This is a genomic window from Butyricicoccus sp. AM78-15b2TA (genome assembly GCF_027665985.1).
Classification (GTDB): Bacteria; Bacillota; Clostridia; order Oscillospirales; family Butyricicoccaceae; genus Agathobaculum; species Agathobaculum butyriciproducens.
This window is the reverse complement of sequence record NZ_JAQEHY010000005.1, coordinates 17,841-41,338: the sequence shown is the minus strand read 5'-3', so window position 1 is coordinate 41,338 and position 23,498 is coordinate 17,841. Positions and strand designations below refer to the sequence as shown.

The 23,498-nt window shown below is 54.0% G+C and carries 17 protein-coding genes; 14 read left to right on the top strand and 3 right to left on the bottom strand.

All coding sequences use genetic code 11. The annotated features are described in order from the left end of the window. Positions 1–15 precede the first annotated feature (15 nt). Positions 16–1,668 (top strand): solute:sodium symporter family transporter, encoded by a 1,653-nt coding sequence (locus PGS25_RS06410; RefSeq protein WP_270418037.1) that lies wholly within the window; start codon positions 16–18, stop codon positions 1,666–1,668. A gap of 267 nt (positions 1,669–1,935) precedes the next feature. Here PGS25_RS06410 and PGS25_RS06405 read toward each other — a convergent pair whose 3' ends face one another. The 3 genes from PGS25_RS06405 to PGS25_RS06395 all read right to left on the bottom strand — a co-directional run bounded on the left by PGS25_RS06405 (position 1,936) and on the right by PGS25_RS06395 (position 6,822). Then, complete coding sequence (locus PGS25_RS06405; protein WP_270418036.1) at positions 1,936–3,294, bottom strand: ECF transporter S component; 1,359 nt, start codon at positions 3,292–3,294, stop codon at positions 1,936–1,938. Positions 3,295–3,535: 241 nt separating this feature from the next. Then, positions 3,536–5,128, bottom strand: a complete 1,593-nt coding sequence (locus PGS25_RS06400) for a response regulator (protein WP_270418035.1) — start codon at positions 5,126–5,128, stop codon at positions 3,536–3,538. After that, on the bottom strand, positions 5,122–6,822 hold the full coding sequence (locus tag PGS25_RS06395; protein ID WP_270418034.1) for a sensor histidine kinase: 1,701 nt from the start codon (positions 6,820–6,822) through the stop codon (positions 5,122–5,124). Before PGS25_RS06395 ends, PGS25_RS06400 begins: the two co-directional genes overlap by 7 nt. A gap of 339 nt (positions 6,823–7,161) precedes the next feature. Between PGS25_RS06395 and PGS25_RS06390 the strand changes: the two genes are divergently transcribed. The 13 genes from PGS25_RS06390 (at position 7,162) to PGS25_RS06330 (ending at position 23,481) form a co-directional block, all read left to right on the top strand. Beyond that, positions 7,162–8,481: an ABC transporter substrate-binding protein gene (locus PGS25_RS06390; protein ID WP_270418033.1), complete on the top strand. Its 1,320-nt coding sequence runs from the start codon at positions 7,162–7,164 to the stop codon at positions 8,479–8,481. Positions 8,482–8,552: 71 nt separating this feature from the next. Beyond that, positions 8,553–9,425 (top strand): carbohydrate ABC transporter permease, encoded by an 873-nt coding sequence (locus tag PGS25_RS06385; RefSeq protein WP_270418032.1) that lies wholly within the window; start codon positions 8,553–8,555, stop codon positions 9,423–9,425. 15 nt (positions 9,426–9,440) lie between these two features. After that, positions 9,441–10,292 (top strand): carbohydrate ABC transporter permease, encoded by an 852-nt coding sequence (locus tag PGS25_RS06380; RefSeq protein WP_117751200.1) that lies wholly within the window; start codon positions 9,441–9,443, stop codon positions 10,290–10,292. A 15-nt stretch (positions 10,293–10,307) separates the two neighbouring features. Then, positions 10,308–11,408 (top strand): ABC transporter ATP-binding protein, encoded by a 1,101-nt coding sequence (locus tag PGS25_RS06375; RefSeq protein ID WP_118360265.1) that lies wholly within the window; start codon positions 10,308–10,310, stop codon positions 11,406–11,408. A 14-nt stretch (positions 11,409–11,422) separates the two neighbouring features. After that, complete coding sequence (locus PGS25_RS06370; RefSeq protein WP_270418031.1) at positions 11,423–12,067, top strand: DUF624 domain-containing protein; 645 nt, start codon at positions 11,423–11,425, stop codon at positions 12,065–12,067. 16 nt (positions 12,068–12,083) lie between these two features. After that, positions 12,084–13,451 carry a family 4 glycosyl hydrolase gene (locus PGS25_RS06365; protein ID WP_110436266.1) on the top strand — a complete coding sequence of 456 codons (1,368 nt, stop codon included), beginning with the start codon at positions 12,084–12,086 and terminating at the stop codon, positions 13,449–13,451. Positions 13,452–13,454: 3 nt separating this feature from the next. Beyond that, positions 13,455–14,366 carry a carbohydrate kinase family protein gene (locus tag PGS25_RS06360; RefSeq protein ID WP_118564423.1) on the top strand — a complete coding sequence of 304 codons (912 nt, stop codon included), beginning with the start codon at positions 13,455–13,457 and terminating at the stop codon, positions 14,364–14,366. Between the two features lie 21 nt (positions 14,367–14,387). Further along, positions 14,388–15,125, top strand: coding sequence for a glucosamine-6-phosphate deaminase (gene nagB / locus PGS25_RS06355; RefSeq protein WP_118360269.1), 738 nt, complete (start codon positions 14,388–14,390; stop codon positions 15,123–15,125). 154 nt (positions 15,126–15,279) lie between these two features. Next, positions 15,280–16,629 carry an MATE family efflux transporter gene (locus PGS25_RS06350; RefSeq protein ID WP_270418030.1) on the top strand — a complete coding sequence of 450 codons (1,350 nt, stop codon included), beginning with the start codon at positions 15,280–15,282 and terminating at the stop codon, positions 16,627–16,629. Between the two features lie 442 nt (positions 16,630–17,071). Further along, the gene (locus PGS25_RS06345) at positions 17,072–18,538 is read left to right on the top strand and encodes a sulfatase (RefSeq protein WP_118479082.1); all 1,467 of its coding nucleotides are present in this window, start codon (positions 17,072–17,074) and stop codon (positions 18,536–18,538) included. Positions 18,539–18,558: 20 nt separating this feature from the next. Further along, positions 18,559–20,091 carry a sulfatase gene (locus PGS25_RS06340; RefSeq protein WP_270418029.1) on the top strand — a complete coding sequence of 511 codons (1,533 nt, stop codon included), beginning with the start codon at positions 18,559–18,561 and terminating at the stop codon, positions 20,089–20,091. 134 nt (positions 20,092–20,225) lie between these two features. Continuing rightward, positions 20,226–22,046, top strand: a complete 1,821-nt coding sequence (locus tag PGS25_RS06335) for a sensor histidine kinase (protein ID WP_270418028.1) — start codon at positions 20,226–20,228, stop codon at positions 22,044–22,046. Beyond that, the gene (locus PGS25_RS06330) at positions 22,027–23,481 is read left to right on the top strand and encodes a response regulator transcription factor (RefSeq protein WP_270418027.1); all 1,455 of its coding nucleotides are present in this window, start codon (positions 22,027–22,029) and stop codon (positions 23,479–23,481) included. Before PGS25_RS06335 ends, PGS25_RS06330 begins: the two co-directional genes overlap by 20 nt. Positions 23,482–23,498: the final 17 nt, after the last annotated feature.

Sequence of the window (23,498 nt, the reverse complement as noted above, 5' to 3'; positions counted from 1 at the left end):
AAAGAGGGGATTCCAATGGTTTGGACTATGGCGACGTTTATCGGTTTCACGATACTTGTTGCAGTTATTTCGTATGTAAAAACAAAGGGCGATGACCAGAGCACCGCAGACGGCTATTTTCTGGCCGGACGCGGACTGCCGGGCTTTGTTATCGCAGGTTCGCTGCTGCTGACCAACCTGTCGGCAGAGCAGCTGGTCGGCACAAACGGTCAGACATGGAGTGTGGGTATGAGCCCGATGGCGTTCGAGATCGTAGCGGCTCCATGCTGTATCGTGCTGGCGCTGTTTGCGGCGCCGCGTTATCTGAAAAGCGGCATTACCACCATTCCGGAGCTGATCGGTCTGCGCTATGACCGCAGCACGAAGCTGTGGTTCTCCATCGCGTATATTCTGCTGTACATTGTGGTACAGATTCCGGTTATCCTGTACTCCGGTTCGCTGGTATTTGAGAATATCTTCAACGTATCCGGCATTCTGGGCGTAACCAAGTTTCAGGCAGTCATCATTCTGTGTATCATCATCAGTGTCATCGGCTCGATTTACGCTATCTTCGGCGGACTGAAAGCTGTTGCTGTATCGGATACGGTAAACGGCATCGGCCTGCTGATCGGCGGCTTCATGATCCCGTTCTTCGCACTGAGCGTGCTCGGCAAAACGGCAGGCGGTGACGGTCTGTCGGTTATCGACGGTATGCGTTTCCTGATCGAAAACCATTCGGACATGCTCAACTCTATTGCTCCGGCGGATTCTCTGCCGCCTGCGGTTCCGTGGCCGACCGTATTTACCGGTCTGTTCTTCCTCGGTCTGCAGTCCTGGTGTACGCACCAGTCGTTTATTCAGCGTGTACTTGCTGCAAAGAACCTCAAGGAAGCACAGAAGGGCGCACTCTACTGCGCGTTTCTGAAAATTATTGGTTTTATGTACCTTGCGCTGCCGGGCGTTATCGCGTATGCGCTGTTTGAGCTGCAGGGCGATCAGGTATCCATGATGGACGAAGCGTACCCGCAGCTGGTTTCGCAGGTTGTTCCGGCTCCGCTGATGGGCTTCTTCGCAGCCGTCATGCTCGGCGCGATCCTGTCCTCGTTCAATTCGGTGCTGAACTCAGTAGATACCATGTTTACCATGGATATCTACAAGGAATTCATCGACAAGGACGCTTCCGAGGAAAAACTGGTCAAGATCGGCAAGAATGTCGGCATCATCTTCGCGGTGCTGACCACCATCGTTGGTCCGCTGATCTACTTCTTCCCGGCAGGTCTCAAGACCTTCCTGGATTCCCTCGTAATGCTGATTGCACTGCCGGTTCTGACGGCCGTATTCGGCGGCTTCTTCTTCAAGCACCTGCCGAAATACAGCGCAAAGGTCATTCTGGCGCTGCATGTGGTCTGCTACGGCTCGTTCCTGCTGTTCCTCAACAGCAAGTTCCATTATCTGTATGCTGTATTCGTTCTGCTGCCGGTTGAGCTGCTGATTATGTTCATTTTCAATCAGCGAAACAAGACAAAGCATCCGGAGGCATGGGTACAGAAGGACATCGGCGCTGTCGATCTTACTCCGTGGAAATATCGATGGGTCGCTACCGCACTGATTCTCATTTGTGTTGCAGCGGTTTACCTTGCGTTCTCGCCGCTCGGCATCGGTACCTGGAGTTACAGCCAGCCGTTCTAAAATGGAAAGTAAAACGGAGTGCGTTTGCACTCCGTTTTAGTCTGTTAAAAAGCAGCATTTCGACTCTTGTACTTCGTGCGGCAGCACGCATAAAATAGAATTTGCGGAGCAAATTCATAAATTCCGAGATACACAAGGGAAGAAAAATGTGCCTGCAAGGCGCGGCTTTTCTTCGAAATTCGATCGAAAGGCTGCTCGGAAAACGTTAGTGTTTCGACAGACACAAAAGCCCGCACAGTTGCTTTACGCTGTGCGGGCTTTTGCAATTTACTTTTCAGTCGAATCCTCAATCACGAAGCACGCTCGGCCGTTCTCCTTGGCCTGATAGAGCACGCGGTCGGTTTCGGTGAGCAGGTGCTTGATCTCCTGCGGGAAAACAAAGCGGTACGCGCCGATGCTGCAACTGACCGTGACCTGTTCGAGAATACCGGAAATATCGCGCAGGAACTGCGTCAGCAGATGCTCCAGTTGGTCCTGCGACAGATCTATATCGAGCATTACGGCAAACTCGTCACCGCCGATACGGCCGACAGAGCCGCAGAAACGAAAGGTGTGCTGTAAATGCTCGGCAAACTGCTTGAGGACCTCATCACCGACAGAATGGCCGTATTTGTCGTTGATGTGCTTGAAATAATCCAGATCACAGACCAGAAACCAGCCGGCTGCTCCAGCGTGGGACTTCTGGCTGCGGAGACAGGTGTGCAGGAACAGCTTGCGGCCCATAATGCCGGTCAGGAAGTCCAGCTCGCCGGTGTACTCACGAAATTTCATGTAGCGGTAGACCATCAGGATGAGGATGAGCAGAATGAAGTTGAGCGCCAGCATGGCAGTCAAAAACTGTACCTGCAGGTGGAGAATATCCCGATGAATGTGCTGTGTGACATCTACGCCGTGCTGCCCGAGCATGTAGTACATACGGTTGGAGAAGTAGACAGTCGAGAGGACCGCCATACAGAAGATAAACGTACTTACGCCCCCCAGCACGAAACCAATCTTCGGAGACCAGTACGGGGTGTTTTCGTATTCATTGACCGCGTTTTTATAGGTCTGGATAAAGGGACTGTGATACAGCTTGTCAATCGCCAGAACGACCGCAGCACAGAACGACAGGATGATGAGGTCGCTTTTTTTAAGTATAAATATTGATAAAATGTTAAAACCGAGAGAGGGAAAAAGCAACCCCATCGCAGTATAGACAAGAAGCGCGTGCAGCTTAGGCGCCGCGATTGTGATGAGCAGCTTGCACAGATTCTTTCGTTTGCTTTTGCGTGCCAGCTGAAACAGACAGCCGAGCAGAAAACCGAACAGCACGCGCGTGCCGACACTCAGCAGTATGCTTCCAATGGGAAAATCACTCCGGAACGGAGAAAAGACCGCGTCTGCAGGCATGACATAGGTCGCGGAAGCCTTATACAGACTGCCAAGACCGAACAGCAGTCCCGCGAGGGAAGCCTCAGCCGGACCAAACAGGCAGGCGATAATGACGATAGGGATATACGCTGTGGTAATAGAAATCGGCGGAATGTGCATATATCCTAAAAATGTAAAGGACATAATGACTTCCACTGCCAGCAAAAGGCTGAATATGTAGTGCTCAAATTTGTGTGTTTCCCAGGTTGTATTCATTTTCCTGATTACCTTTATATAGGGCAGTACCGCGACGGATACGGATGCAGAATTTGCTCGCAGACCGCTCTTGTTCGATTATGCGGTATTGCCATGAATTTTGCTGATAATTAAAAATATTTAACTATATTATATAGTAAAGGTGCGGAAAATGCAACCGATTTGCTTGTGCAGACAATTTTGAGAATTGCGGAAAGGTTCCGATGGGATGCGTGCCGGAGCGTTTTTCGCTTCTTTTCGTTTATACAGATGATTCGTTCTGGACGCTGTGGCGGTAATCCTTCGGTTTGAGACCGGTGATCTTCTTAAATATGCGTGAGAAATACACAGGATCGTTAATGCCGACCCGCTCGGCAACTTCATAGCTTTTGAGTGCCGTAGTGCGCAGCAGATTTTTTGCGGCTTCGATGCGCACGTTCTGCAGATAAGTCGTCAGCGTTGTGCCGGTCTCGCGCTTAAACAGGCGCGAGAGATAGCTTGAGCTGAGATAGAACTGCTGGGCGAGCTGGTCGAGCGAAAGCTGCTCGCCGTAGTGTGCGCTGATATAGGCCTGTACCGAGGAAACGATATGGTCTGCGCTGGCGGCGCTGCTCTGCGCCATGTCCTGCGTTTGCTGCACGAGTGCGCGGGTGCAGGATTCCATCTCAGCGATGGAGTTGGTCTCCATAATGCGCTTGAGCGAGGAAATGCTGCCGCCCTCGAGCGAATGTCCGGCTATTCCGGGAAACTGCAGCTCCATGCCGAACTGGTGAATATATACGCAGATATTGCGCACGGTATCCGGCGGCAGCTTGCTGCTGTCCGCATAGGCAAAAATGCAGTCGAGCAGCTGCTCTGTGTCGGCGGGATTACGCAGCTCCATCGCAGATTTAAGGGCAGAGAGCATTTCAAAGATTTCGTCGGTCAGCTGCTGCGGGAACGAGCTGAGCTCAGCGAAGTGCGTCACCGGATGGTCGGGCGTGAAGACGGTGAAGCGCACCGCCTGCGCGGCTTCATCGGCGGCATCGGCAAGATTGATGGGATTGTCATTGCAGTTAGAAATGCCGATAAACAGCAGAAAATGCGCCAAACTGCCGACAATATTCACCGCTTCCCTGCATAATGCGGTAATGGGCGCTTCACCGGCGGCACAGATGACCACAAAGCAGTCCTGCGTGCCGCGGGCAATGTAGTAATGCTGGTAGGAGGATAGACAGTCGGACAGAATCTCCTGCGACTGGTTGAGATACTCGTTGTATTCTTCATCGGTCAGCGTTTCCTCGGACAGCGAGGTAATATACAGCTTGAGTACAAAATAGCTGTGCAGGTCCATTTTCAGCTGAGCCAGGCGGTTGAGCACATACAGCTGCGAGCATGCAACACGGTGGATGAGGTCATGCAGCAGCATGCTCTGCTGCAGCTCCATGTTGCGCGCCGAGGTCGTGGAGAGCTTCTCCTGCAGGTCCTGACTGCTGCGGTCTTCCGCTATGGCGGCCTTGGCTTTTTCGATGGCATTGGTCAGGTTCTCTACCGTCATCGGCTTGAGTACAAAATCAACCACATGATACTGGATGGCACGCTGCGCGTAGGCAAAATCCGGATAGCCGGTCAAAATGATGACTTTGATGCCGGGATGGTCACGGGCGATGATCTCGGCAAGTTCAAGACCGTCCATTCCGGGCATGCGGATATCGCTGATAACGATATTCGGCTGAATGACCGGAATCTGCTCGAGCGCCATCATGCCGTCATCTGCCTGTGCGGCAATCTCACAGCCGAGCTCCCCCCAGTGGATGCAGTGTACCAGACCCTTGCGGATGGCGGATTCATTGTCAACGATCATAACTTTCAGCATAGGTCTTTCTCCTTTTCGGGCGGTGCAGTGATGATGGGGAGCGTCAGCACGATGCTCGTGCCGTGTCCGGGTTCGGATTTGATCGACATGCCGTAGGGCTCGCCGTACAGCAGCTGAAAACGGCGCTCGATGTTGTGCAGTGCAACATGTGTGTGGTGCTTGTCATCGCTGCCGGGCTGGGGGATGGCGGACGGGTCAAAGCCTACGCCGTCATCGTGCACGCGGATGTACACGGCGTCCTCCTCCTCCCAGATGCTGACGCGCACCCAGCCGCCGTGACGCTTAGGCTCGAGTCCGTGTACGATACTGTTTTCTACCAGAGGCTGAATGGTCAGCTTAGGCAGGTAGCAGCCGAGCAGCTTGTCGTCCTCCACATCGACGGTGTACTGCAGCTTTTCCTCAAAACGTTCCTTTTGCAGGGCGAGATAGTATTTTACAGAATCCAGTTCCTCCTGCAGGGTGATAATCTGCTTGCCGTGGTTAACAACGCTTGCCCGCAGCAGCTGTGCCAGATTCTGCACCGTGGTGCAGATGGCTGGCTGACCGGCTACCATGCAGCGGACATTGATCAGTTCAAGAATATTAAAGATGAAGTGAGGCTGAATCTGGCTCTCCAGCTGATGAATCTCTGCGTCACGCAGCAGCAGACCGCGCTGATAGACCTCCTGAAACAGGGTGTCCAGCCGGTCGGCCATGTCGTTGAAGGCATGCGAGATAGCGGTCGTTTCGGTGTAGGGCGTTTCATCCATGCGCACGGAAAAATCACCGCTGCCGATACTGCCGATGGTGTGCAGCATCTGCCGCAGAGGACGCAGCAGCAGGATGAGACAGGTGGCGGCCAGCAGCAGGGCCAGGATCAGGATGGCAGCACAGACGAGAAAATACACACGCGTACTCTGGCGCACACCGGCGAGAATTTCGGCGTTTGGAATATAGATATCCACGCGCTCACGGCTTTTTCGGAGTGAGCTGGACGCATGATACCACTTGTTCATATCCTCGTTCTCGCGGAACAGGTCGGTCTGCAGAGAGCTGATGCGTTTGCCCTGATCACCGCTGAAAATGACGACAGTGGAAGGGTAAAGCTGGTTCAGCGACAGCGTGGAGAGCAGCTTGTCGATGTTCAGTTCGACGATGATTTTGCCAAGCGGCTGCATGGTGTTGAGGTCAACAAAATCGACGATCATATATGCGTATCCAACGATGGTGTAGTGCGTGTACAGCGTGCGTGCGGAGTTGCAGTCCTCGTGCGTCTGGTACATCTGCCGGACGCGCCACGAGGTATTCAAATAGTAGTTGCCGCCGTAGACCGGTACATATTGGTCGTTTTTGATCAGGTAGATGGCGCTGACCACATCGGGGTTGAGCGAATCGCCGAGCGAGAATGCGCGGCTGAAATTCTGCTCCAGCCGGAGAATCTGGATCTGGGTGAGCGGCTCGCTGCTGCTCATCATCTGCTGGGCGGCGCTGTCCGAGGTCAGGTAGTACACACCATCCCGCAGGGTCTCCATCATGCGGTCGGTGCGGTCGGTGAATTCGTTCAGATACATGGAAACCGTCTCACTGGCGGTATGCTGCAGCTGACCGGATACGGTATGGATAAAATAGATGCCGGCGGTGACAACAGGTGCGAATACCAGAACACATATCATCACAACGACCAGCCCGATAAGAGAGATCTTGCGTTTTGCCATACAATACACCTCACGGGAGATTCTGCGGATCATACAAGGGCAACACCATACAATGGAGCTGCGGAGTTACCCTAAATATACCACAATTCGACCGCTTTGTGTACCATCCGGAGGGGGAGAAGCGACATTAGAAAAAAATATCCTGTTTTGGCGCAAAATAATCCTATGTTTTCAAAGAGGAGTGCAGAGCGTGTGAACGAAAAGCAAAATCGTCATATGTTTTGAACGGTTTACTGCATTGAGGGCAGACTATTCCTCGGGTATAATAAATACAACAAAACACAGAGCGGTATTTGAATGAGACAAATGCCGTAAGGAGAGAAAGAGGAGGAACCCCACATGAAAACAAAGCGTATCCTCTCCCTGCTGATGGCAGGTGCGCTGCTGACCGGTGCACTGACCGGCTGCGGCGGCAAGAAGGATGATTCTGCACAGAGCGGTGACAGCTCCGGTGTGATCACCATCAACTATCCGACGTTCCAGTGCGGCACGAATACGTCCGCTCCGGTATGCGATGAACTGATCAAGGAATTCAATGAGAAGTACGCAGGCAAGTACGAGATCAAGAAGGAAGACGTTCCGGGCGATCAGAACTACATCGACAAGATCAAGGTACAGCTTGGCACGGGCGATCTCCCGCCGGTTATTTACGGCGGCGGCTACAATCTGCTTGATATGGTCGTTGCCAAGGATCTGGCAGTTGACCTGACCGATGCGGTAAATTCCGATGCAGACTGGAAGGCACTGTATTCCGATACCGCGCTGGCTACCAACAGCCGCGACGGCAAGATCTACGCTTCCTCGATGGAAGGTCAGGTTATCGGTTACTTCTACAACAAGGATCTGTTCAAGCAGGCAGGCATCACCGAGCCGGCTAAGACCTGGGACGAGTTCTTCCAGCAGTGTGACAAGCTGAAGGCAGCCGGCATCACCCCGCTGTCCATGGATACCGCAGATTCTGCGTGGGTAACCCAGCTGTGGATGGGCGCTATGGTTGGCACCGAGTCGGACGCAGGCCTGGAGTTCATGAATACCATGAACCCGACCGACTACAACACGCCGGAAATGATCGCAGCAGCCGAGAAAATCCAGAAGATGTACCAGAACTACACCACGCAGGATGCAATCGGCGGCAAGTATGAGAATGCTGCAAACAACTTCCTGTCCGGCCAGACCGCAATGCTGGCGAACGGCCCGTGGATGATCGGTGATTTCTCCGATACCTCCATGGCAGAGGAAGGCTTCGCTGATAAGGTCGGCGTAGCGCTGTTCCCGGGCAACTTCGTATACGATGCACCGATTCAGGGCTACATCGTTACCAAGCAGGACGACCCGAAGGTAGAAGAGGCTGCCATTGAGATGGTCAAGTTCTTTACCTCGGCTGAGGCACAGCAGACCGCAATGGAGATACAGGGCATGGTTCCGGCCTCCAACACGGTAGAGCTGACCGACACCGCAAAGGACAAGTACCCGCTGCTTGCTGAGTTCCTTGACCTTGCAACCACTGAGGGTGAAAAGCGCTCGGATACTCTGCAGGCTACGATGTACTCCAACCTGCTCGACGTTATGAGCCAGCAGCTCCCGCTGCTCGCTTCGGGTGAGCTGGACGCAAAGGGCTTCTGCCAGACGCTGACGGATGCTGCAGCGAAGAACCAGTAAACTGTTTACCGCAGGGACCCGTCAAAAAACGGGTCCCTGTTTTTCTCCTCAACAAGAAAGGAAACCGCTTTATGAAACGTAAAAAGGGCTGGCTGCCGGTGTTCCTGCTTCCGGCTGTCGCATTGTTCCTGCTGATCTATGCTGTTCCGTTGGTGATCGTGTTTGTTTCCTCGCTGTTTGATTACCGGCTGACGGGCGACTCGATGACATTCATCGGTCTGCAGAACTATACACAGCTGTTCAGCGATGCGACCTTCCGGCAGGCGTGCGGCCACACAATCGTCTGGATTCTGATCCACTGTATTATTCATGTCTCCATCGGCGTTATCCTGGCGCTCGTGCTGTACAAAAAGCCGCGCGGCTGGAAATTTGTCCGTACGGCATATATGATCCCGAATATCATCTCCAACGCCGCAATGGGCATGATCTTCCTCAATATTTTCAACCCGCAGTACGGCGTGGTCAATTCCATCCTCAAGGCTGTTGGTCTGGAAAACCTGACGAATAACTGGCTGATGGATACCACAACGGCGTTCCCGTCCGTCACCATGACGTGGCTGCTGTTTGCGGGCTACACCACGACGCTCGTGCTCGCCGAGGCGCTGACCATTGACGATTCGGTGCTCGAAGCGGCCCGTGTGGACGGTGCGACCTCGTTCCAGACCGATATGTTCGTTGTGCTGCCGCTGCTGCGCAAGATCATCGGCACGACCATGGTCATGGCGGCAACCTATATGCTGCAGATGTTCGACCTGATCTACATCACCACCAAGGGCGGCCCCGGCTCGGCTACCATGAACCTGCCGCTCATGCTGTACAGCGTGTACAAGAACGAAAACAACTACGGCTACTCGAATGCAATAGGCGTTTGCATCGTCATTGCGGGTGTCGTTTGCATGACGCTCATCAACAAAGCGATGCGCGTCAACGAAGAAGACTACTAAGGAGGCGTTCGACAAATGAAAACCAGCTTCGGTGCAATGACCGGCAGAGAACGCCTGTGCTTTGTGCTCAAATATCTGTTTATGGCGCTGTGTGTGGTCGTTGCGCTGTTCCCGATCATCTGGGTCATCCTGTCCTCGTTCAAGACGAATGCGGAGATCCTGTCGAACGGCATTTCGCTGCCGACGCACTTCGGGTTTGACGGCTATCAGTCCGCACTGGATATGGCGCCGATCTTCAAGTTCTTTGGCAACAGCGTGATCGTCACCTGCTGCGCGACTGTACTCAATGTGCTCGTCTTCGCTATGGCAGGCTACGCGTTTGCGCGGTTCCGCTTTCCGTGCGATAAGCTGCTGTACATGCTGCTCAGCCTGTCGCTCGTCATCCCGATGACGGCACTGCTGCAGCCGGTGTACAGCGTGGTCAACAATCTGGGTCTGTATGATACCAAGGCGGGTCTGATTCTGGTCAACACCGCACTGAATATGCCGATGAGCCTGCTCATCCTGCGCGGCGCTTTCCAGTCTATCCCCAAGGCCATTGAGGAGGCCGCCTACATCGACGGTGCGGGATTCCTGCGTACGTTCTTCCAGATTATGATGCCGTGCGCCAAGGGCGGTCTTACGAGCGCAGCTGTGCTGTGTTTCCTCAATACATGGAACGAATTTACGTTCTCCCTGATCCTGACCAGCAGCGAGAGTGCCCGCACGCTGCCGCTGTCGCTCAGCTACTTTACCAGCCAGTTCAGCTTTAACTACACGGCGCTGTTTGCCGCAGTTACCATTGCGGTCATTCCTTCGATCATCGTGTTTGCGATCTTCCAGGAGCAGGTCGTTTCCAGCCTGACCGCGGGTTCGGTCAAAGAATAAACGAGGTGAAATTACATGGCAAGCATTAGTTTGAATCACATCAAGAAGGTGTACCCCGGTGATATCGAGGTTATCTCCGACCTGAACCTGCAGATCAAGGATAAGGAGTTCGTCGTACTGGTCGGACCGTCCGGCTGCGGCAAATCCACCACACTGCGCATGATTGCGGGTCTGGAGGAGATTTCGGACGGCGAAATGTACATCGGCGACCGCAAGGTGAACGATGTAGCGCCGAAGGACCGTGATATCGCGATGGTTTTCCAGAACTACGCGCTCTATCCGCATATGACGGTTTACAAGAACATGGCGTTCGCACTCAAGCTGCGCAAAACGCCCAAGGACGAAATCGACCGCAAGGTGCACGAGGCGGCTAAGGTGCTGGACATCGAGCATCTGCTCAACCGCAAGCCCAAGCAGCTTTCCGGCGGCCAGCGGCAGCGTGTCGCGCTCGGACGTGCGATGGTGCGCGACCCGGCGGTATTCCTGCTCGATGAGCCGCTGTCCAATCTGGATGCCAAGCTGCGCACCCAGATGCGCACCGAGATCATCAAGCTGCATCAGAAGCTGGATACGACCTTTGTTTACGTCACGCATGACCAGACCGAGGCCATGACCATGGGCGACCGTATTGTTGTTATGAAGGGCGGCGAGATTCAGCAGGCGGACACACCGCAGACGCTGTATGACCATCCGTGCAATCTGTTCGTAGCGGGCTTTATCGGTTCGCCGCAGATGAACTTCATGGACGCCGAACTGGGACGCGATGCGGACGGCTACAAGCTGACCTTCGCGGACCAGAGCCTGCACTTTGCGGGCAGCGATGCGCTGAGTGAGTACGTCGGAAAGACGGTCGTGTTCGGCATCCGTCCGGAGAATCTGCACACCTCGGGTGAAAAGTTTACGCAGAATGCGGCGCATACGCTCACCATGCATGTGGACATCGCTGAGCTGATGGGCGCGGAGATTTACGCGCACTGCACCTGTGATGGTACGTCCGTGACCGTGCGTACGCCGTCCGGCGAGCCGATTCATGCGGGCGACACCATCACCGCGGCTGTGGATATGAGCCGCATCCATTTGTTCGATAAGCAGACCGAACGCGCGATCGCGTTCTGACAGGAGGAAAATCTGTGTTTCGTCCATCCTATTTGAAGGAAGGTCCGGGCATTGCCAAGGATGCACCGGAAAAGACCGGCGCCGAATGGGTCGGGGAGACCCTTGTACGGGAGTTCTGGCAGCTCGTCAAGCTGAATGTGCTGTTTCTGCTGTGCTGTCTGCCGGTTGTGACCTTTGGCGTGGCTCGAGCCGCTATGGCGCGCTGCACGGTCAATATGGCGCGTGATGTGCCAAATGATGTGTGGACCGACTTTCTTGCGGCACTGCGGCAGGATACGGTGCGTAATCTTCTGTGCGGACTGGCCGAGCTTGCGCTGCTGTGGATGGGCGTGATGCTGGTAACGGCGGACGGATTTTTCCCGGCCTTACTGGGTATGCTGCTGCTCTGCGTCACAGCTGCGTTTTTTCAGAATTTCTGGGCGGTGCAGGCAGCGGTGGACATCCCATTTGCAGCGGCGGCGAAAAATGCGTGGTTGCTGTGTCTGCTCCGTCCCGGCATGACTGTGCTGGGGTTGGGCGTAAATGCGCTGCTGCTGATTCCGGCAGTGCTGTTTTTCCCGCTTTCTCTGCCGTATGTGCTGCTGTTCCCGTGCGGTCTGTCCGGATTTGCTTCGGGCATGATCGGCTGGTCCAGCTGCAAACGGTATCTGATTCGATAACAGGAGGTATCTTTTTATGAAATTAACGGTAATCGGCGGCGGCGGTGTACGCTCCATGTTCCTCGCAAAGAGCATTGCACAGCGTGCGGAGGAGCTGCACATCGATGAGCTGGTATTTATGGATAACGATCCGGAAAAGCTCCGCATCTACGGCGGTCTGGCGGCGCATGTTGCGCGCATGCTGTGTCCGACCATGAAGTTCACGCTGACCTCCAGTGCGGAGGAGGCGGTGACCGATGCGGATTACGTCATCACGACCATCCGTGTCGGCGGCGACGCGACTCGCGTGCGCGATGAACGACTGGCGCTTGATCTGGGTATTCTCGGTCAGGAAACGACCGGCGCTGCCGGCGTTTCGTTTGCCATGCGCTCGATTCCGGCGCTGGCTGAGTACTGCGAGCTGATCAAAAAGCTGGCAAAGCCGGGCGTCAAGGTATTCAACTTCACCAATCCGGCAGGCGTGGTTTCGCAGGCACTGCGCGATATGGGCTACGACTTCACCTACGGTATCTGCGACGCACCGAGCGGCATGCTGCACCAGTTTGCCGACCTGTACGGCGTGGATGCGTCCCGCATTTACGGCGAGTGCTACGGTTTGAATCATCTGTCCTACTTCCAGAGCATCAAGGTGGACGGAAAGGAGATTATGCCCGAGCTGATCGCCAATGACGAGGCTTACGCCAAGACCGATATGCGCTTTTTCGAGAAGCGTCTGCTCGAGGACCGCGGCTGCGTGCTCAATGAGTACCTCTACTACTTCTACTACCGCGAAAAGGCAGTGGCAAACATTCTGAATGCCAAGCAGACGCGCGGCGAGATGATCTGCGACATCAACCGCCACATGACTGAGGAGCTGTCTAAGATCGACATTGAGAACGACTTCGAGGCAGGTCTCAAGTGCTTTGAAAAGTGGTACGGCATCCGCGAGAACAACTACATGGCCAATGAGACTGGTATTCACCGCGACAAGCCGTGGACGTTTGATGTGTATTCCAAGGACGCGGGCGGCTACGCAGGCGTTGCGCTCAAGTTCATCGAGATCGCAGCCTCCGGCGGCATGGGTACGATGATCCTGTGCGCACCGAACGGCAATGCCATCGAAGGCCTCGAGCCGACCGATATTATTGAGGTTACCTGCGATATCTCCCGCGAGGGCTGCAAGCCGCACCATATCGAGAACATTCCGGAGAGCAACCTCGAAATGATCCGCCGCGTAAAATATTACGAACGTCTGGCGGCACGCGGTATCGTCAACCGCTCCAGAAAGGATATTACCGAGTGCCTGACCATGCACCCGCTGGTCGGCTCTTACTCGCTGGCAAGCAAGCTGACCGACGAGTATATCAAGCTCAACGCGCCGTATATCGGGGACTGGAGGGACTGACGCATGTCGTTTCTCGCTTCGGTCGGTGTGACCAATGTGGATTTGATGTATGTCGGCATGCCGCGCGTGCCGCAGGAGGGCGAGGAGATCTTTTCGCAGGATTTCCGCGTGCTGCTCGGCGGCGGTGCACCGGGTACGGCAGTAAACGCCGCCCGGCTGGGCATTCCGACCCGTCTGGCGACCTATCTCGGCAGCGATCTGTTTTCCGGCTTTGCCCGCGCGCAGTTTGAGCAGAACGGCGTTTCTCCGTACAATCTGGCGGCGGAGGGTGAGACCGGTATTCCGGTGAATGTCACCAGTGCCATGCTCACGCCCGGCGACCGTACATTTGCGACCTACTGCAAGCCGACCGCCATCACGGACGAGCTGCTCGAGCGGGTATATACCATGTCTAAGGGCGCGAAGCTCGTGCAGATGCAGGAGGGCTTTTTGCCGGTATATCGCAAGCTGCACGAGGAAGGCACCATTCTGATTTTCGACATGGGATGGGATGATGAACTGAGCTTTGAGAAATACGGCGATTATCTGCGCCTGGCGGATTACTACACGCCGAATACCAAGGAAGCACTCAAGATCACCGGCAGGGACACGCCGGAGGAGGCGCTCCGCGTGTTGGCGGAGTATTTTGAGCATCCGCTGGTCAAGCTGGATAAGGACGGCTGTCTCATCCTCGAGGACGGCAGGCCGCGTCTGCTGCGCAATATTCCGGAATTCACCTGTAAGGATTCCACTGGTGCGGGCGATGCGTTCCTTGCAGGGCTGATGTACGGTCTGTACCATGGCTATCCGTTTGCGGATTGTGTGCGGTTCGGCAACATCACAGGCGGCAAGAGTGTTACCGGCGTAGGCTGCCTGACTGAGTATGTGCAGGAGAGCGAGCTGCTCGCGCTGCGTGAAAAGTATAAGGATTTATAAGCGTTTGGAGGCTTTTTCGTTATGAGAATCATTCGTGCAAAGGATTACAAGGATATGAGCCGCAAGGCGGCAAATATCATTTCCGCGCAGGTCATCCTCAAGCCGGATTCCGTGCTCGGCCTTGCCACCGGCTCGTCGCCGATCGGCACATATGAGCAGCTGGTCAAGTGGTACGAAAAGGACGATCTGGATTTTGCGGATGTGACTACAGTCAATCTGGATGAATACTATGGCATGAAGCCGGAAAACGATCAGAGCTATCATTATTTCATGCACGACCACTTTTTTGACCATGTGAACATTGACCCGTCGCGTATCAATCTGCCGAACGGCATGGAGCCGGACGAGAAAAAGGAGTGCGCCCGCTATGACGCGGTGCTCCGCAGTGTGGGCGATGTGGATATTCAGCTGCTCGGTATCGGCCGCAACGGCCATATCGGCTTCAACGAGCCGGACGACTGCTTCGCCAAGGGCACGCACTGCGTGGAGCTGACCGAGTCCACCATCGAGGCAAACAAGCGCTTTTTCGCCAGCGAGGACGAGGTGCCGCGCCGTGCCTACTCGATGGGCATTCACACCATCATGACCGCAAAAAAGGTGCTGGTCGTTGCCAGCGGCGAGGACAAGGCGTGGGCTATCCGTGAATCCTGCTTCGGTCCGGTAACGCCCAAGGTGCCCGGATCGATCCTGCAGCTGCACAACGACGCGATCGTTATCGCGGATGAGGCGGCCCTCAGCCTGTGCGGCGATTTCCTCTGATTGATGACCATAGCAGCGGCGGTACTGCGTTTTATCTCACCGTGCGGTAAATCAACAGCATTCTGCGGTACCGTCGTTTTGAAACCCAAAGTGCAGTTCTGTCTCCTTCTGCGCTTTGGGTTTTATGATTTTTTCGCAAGGGAGGTGTGATAGGGTGCGCGTTACCGATATGACACACGGCCGTCCGATACGGCTGATTCTGCTGTTTTCGCTGCCGCTGATGTTGGGCAGCGTGTTTCAGCAGCTATATACCATTGTGGATACGATTATCATCGGACGCGGTGTCGGCATGCAGGCGCTGGCGTCCATTGGTGCGGCGGACTGGATCAACTGGCTGGTTTTATGGGGACTGCAGGGCTTTACGCAGGGCTTTGCAATCCTCGCAGCACAGGAGTTCGGTGCGGGCGCATACGACCGGCTGCGTCGTGTACTGGCTATGATCGTTAAGCTGTCGTGCTGGTTCGGCATTGCGGTGACGATCATCAGCCTGTTGCTGGTAAGGCCGCTGCTCACACTGCTGCACACCGATCCTGCGGTGTTCGGTGGAGCGCAGACGTACTTATATGTGCAGTTCGGCGGCTCGCTCATCATCATTGCGTACAACATGGCGGCGGCCGTGCTGCGCTGTCTGGGCGACAGTAAAACGCCGCTGCTCGCGATTCTCGCGGCGAGCTTTGCTAATATTGCGCTCGACCTGCTGTTCGTGATGGGCTTTGGCTGGGGCATTTTCGGAGCCTCGTTCGCAACCGTACTGGCGCAGCTGATTGCGTTTCTGCTGTGTCTGCGGTCATTGCGGCGGCTGCCGTTCGTGCAGCTGACAAAGGCTGACTGGAAAACCGACCCTGCCATTCTGCTGCACCTGTGCCGCCTTGGCATTCCGACCGGCCTGCAGATGAGCATGATCACACTGGGCGGCATGGTGCTGCAGTCCGTGCTGAACGGCTTCGGCGTGGTGTTTGTGGCGGGCTACACGGCGGCAAACAAGCTGTACGGCATACTCGAAAGTGCATCGGTGGCGTTTGGCTATGCCATGACAGCCTACATGGGGCAGAACCGCGGTGCACGAAACGCGGCACGCATTGATGCAGGCATTCGGGCGGTGCTGGCCCTATCCGCCGGATTTACAGCCGCCATCGTGACGGCTATGCTTCTTGCGGGCAAACCGCTGCTGGGACTGTTCCTTTCGACCGAGGAGGCGGGCGCGGCAGATGCGCTGGCGGTGGCCTATCAGTATCTCATGGCACTGATGGCATTTTTGTTTGCACTGTTCGTGCTGCAGGCATACCGCTCCTCACTGCAGGGGTTGGGCGAGATGACTGTGCCGACACTCTCCGGCTTTGCGGAAATGCTCATGCGCATGGGGGCGGCGCTCGTGCTGCCGACCTTCATCGGGCAGAGCGGCGTATTTTTTGCGGAAGGCGCAGCATGGGTGTGCGCGGCGGCGCTCAATCTGGTATGGTATTATATGCGGATTGGGAAAATCAAGCGGGATATGCTGAAATAACAAAAAGACAGCGAAAGCTGTCTTTTTGTTGAGGCTGCTCGAAAAACTCCGTTTTTCGAGCAGCCTCTCGATTGAAACCACGCTTTCAATCGAATCTTGATGAAAAGCCGCGCCCTATGGGCACAATTTTCGTCCCTTGTATAATTCCCGAGGTACACGCCCCCGGGAATTATGAATTTGCTGTGCAAATTCTATTTTATGCGTGCTGCCGCACGAAAAGTAAAAACGATAGATTGACTTTATCGACAGACTGCACAAAAAGACAGCGAAAGCTGTCTTTTTGTGTTTACAGAGTCGTTTATCTGTTTACTCATCGAAACACAAAAAAGTGAAAAAATCCCTCAAATAATCAAAAGACGGATTTTGTCTCCAGACGCTATAATCAAGTCGTACAGAACAATACACTGGGAAAATCGTATTCGGACGAAAGGAGAGTGCATCGGTGAGAGCAATTTTACTGCTTTTTGATTCACTGAACCGGCACTGTCTGGAGCCGTATGGCTGCGGCTGGACGCAAACGCCGAATTTCAGCCGTCTGGCAAAGCATTCGGTCATGTTTGACCGCTGTTATGCCGGCTCACTGCCGTGCATGCCTGCTCGGCGGGAACTGCACACCGGACGGTATAATTTTCTGCACCGAAGCTGGGGACCAATCGAGCCGTTTGATGACTCAATGCCGGAGCTGCTCAAGAAAAGCGGCGTATACACGCATCTGATCTCGGATCATCAGCACTACTGGGAGGATGGCGGTGCTACCTATCACACGCGCTACAACTCATGGGAGTGCGTGCGAGGACAGGAAGGTGATCCGTGGAAGGCTCATGTCGGTGCAGTGGAACTGCCGCCGCATTTGGGGCAGGCAAATAAACAGGATGAAGTCAATCGTGCCTATATCCGCGGACTGGGAAAGCAGCCGCTGGAAAAGGTGTTCGGTCTGGCGCATGAATTCCTGAATGAAAACCGTGATGCGGATAACTGGCTGCTGCATATCGAACCCTTTGACCCGCATGAGCCGTTTTTTGTGCCGGAAGAGTATCAGAATCGCTATTCGGATGACTATAATGGGACGCGGTTTGATTGGCCGCCTTATGACCATATGACGGAACCTCTGGCTGCACAGGTGCACTGCCGCAGTCAGTACGGTGCACTGCTGACGATGTGTGATGCATATTTGGGCAAACTGCTCGATTACATGGATGTACATCAGATGTGGCAGGACACCATGCTCATCGTAGCGACCGACCACGGCTTTTTGCTGGGAGAGCATGGATGGTGGGCGAAAAATCGTCCGTTGTTTTACGAGGAGCTGTCGCACACACCGCTGTTCATTTGGGATCCGCGAACCGGAGCAGCAGGAGAACGCCGGAAAGCTCTGGTGCAGACTATCGACCTTGCGCCAACGCTGCTGTCGTACTTTGGCGTACCTATTCCACCGGATATGCAGGGTCACGACCTGCAAACCGTTCTGCAGCAGGATATATCAGTTCGTGATGCTGCGCTGTTTGGCATGTTCGGCGCGCATGTCTGCGTGACAGATGGTCGATGGGTATATATGCGGGCCGATCGACCAGGCACAGCGCTCTATGATTATACGCTGCTGCCGCTGCATCAGCGAGCTATGTATGCACCGGAAGAACTGCAGAAACTAACGCTGCACGAGCCGTTTTCCTTTACCAAAGGGTGCAGAACGCTGAAAATTGCTATGCCAAAGGATTTTTATCCATGCATGTCCACTGCGCCGGAGGAAAACCGAGATGCACTGTTCGATCTGCAGACCGATCCTAAGCAAGAACACCCGATAAAGGATCTGATACAGGAGCAGCACATGATCGATTTAATGCGTCGTTTGATGCAGGAAAACGATGCACCGGCAGAGCAATATGCGAGAATCGGCTTGCAACAGCCGTAAGAATAACAGGGAGGAACAACATGAAAACCATCTTCATTCTGTGCGATACACTCAATCGACGCATGCTGTCCGCGTATGGGGCGGGCAAGGACGCGGCCATCACACCGAATATTGACCGGCTGGCGCGGCGATCTGTCGTGTTTGACAGCCACTGGTGCGGCTCTGCGCCGTGCATGCCCGCACGCCGCGACATCATGACCGGACGGCTGAACTTTCTTGAAAAACCGTGGGGAGCAATGGAGCCGTTTGATCAGAGCCTGCAGAGCATTCTTTCTGATGAAAAGAATGTGCATACGCAGATGTTTGCCGATCATGCGCACTATATCATCTGCGGCGGTGAAAATTATGTCAAGGGGTTTACCGCATGGGAGGTCAACCGAGGTCAGGAATGTGATCCGGTGTGGACGCGTCCGTGTAAGGACGGTATTCGTCCGGATACGCCGCCGAAGTGGTTTAAAGGCTCGTGGACCGAAGCTGAACATGAAAACCGTTCGCACTTTCACACAGAGTATGATTATCCGAGCGTAAAGACCATGTGGCATGCAGCGGAATGGCTGGAGGACAATCATGACGCGGATAACTATTTTCTGTGGGTAGAGGCGTTTGACCCGCATGAGCCGTATGACTGCCCGAAGTATTATCTCGATTTGTACGAGAAGGAAGGCGACTATGACGGACCGGACTTCACGCATCCGTCCTATGCGCCAAACGAGTTTAATGAGGCGGAGACCGAGCATCTGCGTAGACGCTGCAAGGCTGTCATGACCATGACTGACCGTCACCTCGGTGAAATTCTCGATGTGATGGATAAGTACAATATGTGGGAGGACACCATGCTGGTGTTTACCACGGATCACGGCTATCATCTCGGCGAGCACGGCTATATGGCGAAAAACTATATGGCGCCGTACAACGAGGTTTTCCACATCCCGCTGATGATTTCGGCACCCGGTGTACAGCCGGGACGATGCAGTGCAGTAACGCAGAACATTGATGTTCTGCCGACTGTGATAGAGTATTACGAGATTTCGCAGGAGGTGCTGCAGTATCCAATCCACGGCAAGAGCCTGCTGCCGCTGCTGCGCGGTGAGACCGACAAGGTTCGTGACGGTGCGATCTTCGGCTATTTCGGCAAGCAGATGGCGTGGACGGACGGCAAATACACCTATTTCCGTGCCGCAAAGGACGAGAAAAACCAGCCGCTGTATGTTTACACAGCTATGCCGACCGTTCTGCGTCAGTTCTACGGCGGCAACGACGCTGTAAACACCGAGGATTACAAGCGGATTGAGATGGGTCGCTTTCTGCCTTGGACGGACTATCCGGTATACCGTTTCCCGGCGGATATTATTCACTGGGGCAATGATTCGCAGCAGTTTGTCGGCCGTTCGCCGTATAACGAGGAAACACTGCTGTTCGATATCGAATCGGATTATGCACAGGAGCATCCGCTGCACGATGAAGCACTGGAGCGGCACTGCATCGAGCAGATGAAACGCTGTATGGCGGCACACGACGCACTGCCGGAGCAGTACGAACGTTTGGGTATCTGATAAAACCGGTTGAAATGCACATTCTTGCTGGAAGGATAAGGGTGTGCATTTTTGCCATATTTCCTGTATCATAAAAGAAGCGGTGCAATCGACGGAATTTGACAGCGCAGGAATATGGCAGAGGAGCGAGCACATTGCAGAGAGAAAAGAGAAATGGGGTATGGCGTATGCTGCTTTGCGGAAGCAAACGCCGCAAAATGTCGCAGAGCATGATAGCGACCAGTCTGCTGTGCGTGCTGATTTCGGTTGCGATTGCGGTCTGCGCGATTGGATATTTTACCTTTCAGCTTGTAGTAGGCGAAAAGGGCAAGGCCCGCGTAGATGTACTGCAGCAGATCAGCGACAGCAACTCGGTCAACCGCACCAACATGGTGAAGGCGATGGATGCACTGTATGAGGATTTTTACGATGATCTGACGGCACCGAAAAGTGAAAAGAGCAGCAGTGCCATCCAAATGCTGCTGGAGCAGACCGACCGTCAGTTCAAACGGATCGGCATGGATATGACGATCGATATTCTGATGAACGACCGCCGCATGTTTTCGACTGACCCGGATGAAAACAATCTGAAAAGCCTGAAAAACACCTACTGGTACATCAAGCATTACAGCGGTGAGACCGATACCAGCTGGAATCTGCGCTTCTGGGATGTGGATGATATTTCTACTTATGGTCTGGCGTACGGCAAGACCGTATATGCTCAGGATGGCAAGGTTGTCGGAATGATTGTACTTACCTCGCGGTATGAAGCACTGTTCCGCACGTTTCAAAAGCTGGTCAGCGACGGTGTGAAGGTGTACATTCTCGACCGGAACGGCATCATTATTTCACACACCAATCCCAACCGTGTTGGCAACTGGGCATTCGATATGAAGACATTTCAGGAGGAATACGGCAGAAATACCTATAAGATTATCCAGCGCTCCAAACAGAAGATACTGATTGTCAATTACCATGATGCGTCCAGCGGTTGGACGTTTGTCGAAGAACAGAATATGGACGAGCTGCTGAGGGACGGACTGAAAACCGTGCGAAATTGTCTGACGATTGTATTGCTCGGCTGTATTGTTGCAGCAAGCATTGCGTACTGGCGCGGCAGACGCATTACGCAGGTGCTGTCCGACTTTACGGATGAGATCGGAGATATGTCGGTTGAAAAGCTGAGTGAACTGCCGGTCAAGGACGAATACGAAGAAACCTATGTGCTCAGTACCACCTTCAACGGCATGATACATCGAATTGAAGAATTGATTGATGATATCCGTATCCGAGAGCAGGAAAAACAGCGCACGGAGTACGATTTTCTACAGGCGCAGATCAATCCGCATTTCCTTAACAACACGCTGCTGTCGGTCAAGAGCCTGATCGCCATGCACCAGCAGGAACGCGCCTGCCGAATGATGAATGAACTGGTCGAGCTGCTGCATATTCCGGCAACGCCGGAGATACAGTTCGTGCCGCTGGAGGAGGAGCTGCATTTGATGCGCAGCTATATGTCCATCATGAACTGCCGCACGGAAAAGGACACGGTTCTCATCTGCGAGGTGCCGGAGAAGATGTACGGCATTTATGTGCCGCGCATGATCGTGCAGCCGATCATCGGTAATGCCTTTTTTCACGGCTTTGCTGAGATGGAGGAAGGTTGTGAAATTCGCTTGAGGGCAGGTCTGCGCGGTAATGCACTGTATATTGAGGTAACGGACAACGGTGAAGGTATTGCTCCGAAGCGGTTAGAACAGGTACAGTCAGGAAATTACCGCTCTGGGCGGTTACATCATGGCATCGGTCTGCGCAATGTGCGCAAGCGTCTGCAGATTATCTACGGCGGTCGGTCGGATGTGACGGTTCGTAGTGAGTTCGGCAAATACACCACAGTAACGATTACGATGGATCACTACCGTTCTATCCCGAAGCGGGAACAGGGAGGCGAGGTAAATGAAGATCATAGTAGTTGACGACGAACCGCTGGTCAAGCAGTATATCGTGCAGTGTGTGCGCGATGCAGGCGGCGAAAATGAAATCACCGCAGCGGTGACTTCAGGTGCAAAGGTGCTGCAGGAGATGAAGGCAAACCCTGCCGATGTGGTATTTGCAGATATCACCATGCCCAAAATGGATGGTATTGAACTGCTGCAGGAGCTTCGGCGGCAGTATCCGAGCACGGCGGTCGTCATGCTGACCTGCCACGATGATTTTGAATATGCTCGTGCGGCCATGCAGAACGGTGCTAAGGATTATATTCTAAAAACCGAGGTCAGTGCGGATAAGATTCGTGCGGTTCTGGATAAGCTGCAGAGCAGCCGGCAGCAGCGTATCTCTGAGAGTGCGGTACAGCAGATCGGGCGCAGCCGCTTTCTGCGCAGTATGGTGGAGCAGAGCGAGGACATGACGCCGGTCAGTGCCGTTGATCTGCAGGAAAACAGCATTTATTTGAACGAGCGCGCATTTCTGACGGTGTTTTTTCTCAATCAAGGTCAAAATGCGGAGATTATGCAGAAAAACATGCAGGAGCATTTTGAAAATCCGCTGTTTTATGCGTACAGTGAGCAGGAGGTGTACCTGCTTGTCAACATTAGGCGGAATGCCTTTGCGGAGGAGCAGGATGCGGCGGCATATTTCTATCAATGTGCAGAGAGGCTGAACGGCGGAATCGGGTGCAGCGGCGTACATCATCATTTTACCAATCTGCCAAAGTCATTTGCAGAGGCCGTGCGGGACTTTGATTCACGGTTTTATCAGGTGTCAGCACAGAAATTGCCGCATGAGATTCATGTCAGTGAAGTGGAAACCTGTATCATGCGTGCAACGATTAAGCTGACCGATGGAGATATTCAGGGCGGCTGTGCCGATTTGGAGCGTCTGCTGCAGTGCGCAGAGAAATATAAAGTACGCAGCAGCTTTTTACGCGAAACCGTGCAGCAGCTGTTTTCCGGTCTGGCTGTCAAGCTGGAGCCGGAGCTGCAGCATACAGCGGATGCAGTTGCTTCCTGCTGCACATTTGCGGCGTTGTGTGAAGCGGTTTGTGAAGGCATTGCTGTACTGCAGCGCAAGCACGGCATAGGATATTCTGCTGCAATACGAAAGGCACTCGATCACATCAATGCGCATTATGCGGAGGATCTTTCACTTAATACGGTTGCGGATGTGGTATTCCTCAACCGGGATTACCTGTCTCGGCAGTTCAAGAAGGAGGTCGGCGTTAACTTTTCGGAGTATTTGATGAGCGTGCGCATGAAGCAGGCGCGCTGCTTGCTGGAAAACAGCAGTCTGCGCATTTCAGAGGTGGCTCTTCGTGTCGGTATCACGAACATGAGCTACTTCTCGACGGTTTTCCACAAGGTATTCGGCTGCAAGCCGAATGATGTGCGCAAGAACAAGCAGAGCGGATAATGTCATAAATGTGAAAA

Coding starts and splice junctions, on each gene's coding strand:
- PGS25_RS06330 (WP_270418027.1), top strand. CDS start 22,027: ATGAAGATCATAGTAGTTGACGACGAACCGCTGGTCAAGCAGTATATC.
- PGS25_RS06410 (WP_270418037.1), top strand. CDS start 16: ATGGTTTGGACTATGGCGACGTTTATCGGTTTCACGATACTTGTTGCA.
- PGS25_RS06365 (WP_110436266.1), top strand. CDS start 12,084: ATGAAATTAACGGTAATCGGCGGCGGCGGTGTACGCTCCATGTTCCTC.
- PGS25_RS06360 (WP_118564423.1), top strand. CDS start 13,455: ATGTCGTTTCTCGCTTCGGTCGGTGTGACCAATGTGGATTTGATGTAT.
- PGS25_RS06390 (WP_270418033.1), top strand. CDS start 7,162: ATGAAAACAAAGCGTATCCTCTCCCTGCTGATGGCAGGTGCGCTGCTG.
- PGS25_RS06405 (WP_270418036.1), bottom strand. CDS start 3,294: ATGAATACAACCTGGGAAACACACAAATTTGAGCACTACATATTCAGC.
- PGS25_RS06385 (WP_270418032.1), top strand. CDS start 8,553: ATGAAACGTAAAAAGGGCTGGCTGCCGGTGTTCCTGCTTCCGGCTGTC.
- PGS25_RS06380 (WP_117751200.1), top strand. CDS start 9,441: ATGAAAACCAGCTTCGGTGCAATGACCGGCAGAGAACGCCTGTGCTTT.
- PGS25_RS06400 (WP_270418035.1), bottom strand. CDS start 5,128: ATGCTGAAAGTTATGATCGTTGACAATGAATCCGCCATCCGCAAGGGT.
- PGS25_RS06375 (WP_118360265.1), top strand. CDS start 10,308: ATGGCAAGCATTAGTTTGAATCACATCAAGAAGGTGTACCCCGGTGAT.
- nagB (WP_118360269.1), top strand. CDS start 14,388: ATGAGAATCATTCGTGCAAAGGATTACAAGGATATGAGCCGCAAGGCG.
- PGS25_RS06395 (WP_270418034.1), bottom strand. CDS start 6,822: ATGGCAAAACGCAAGATCTCTCTTATCGGGCTGGTCGTTGTGATGATA.
- PGS25_RS06340 (WP_270418029.1), top strand. CDS start 18,559: ATGAAAACCATCTTCATTCTGTGCGATACACTCAATCGACGCATGCTG.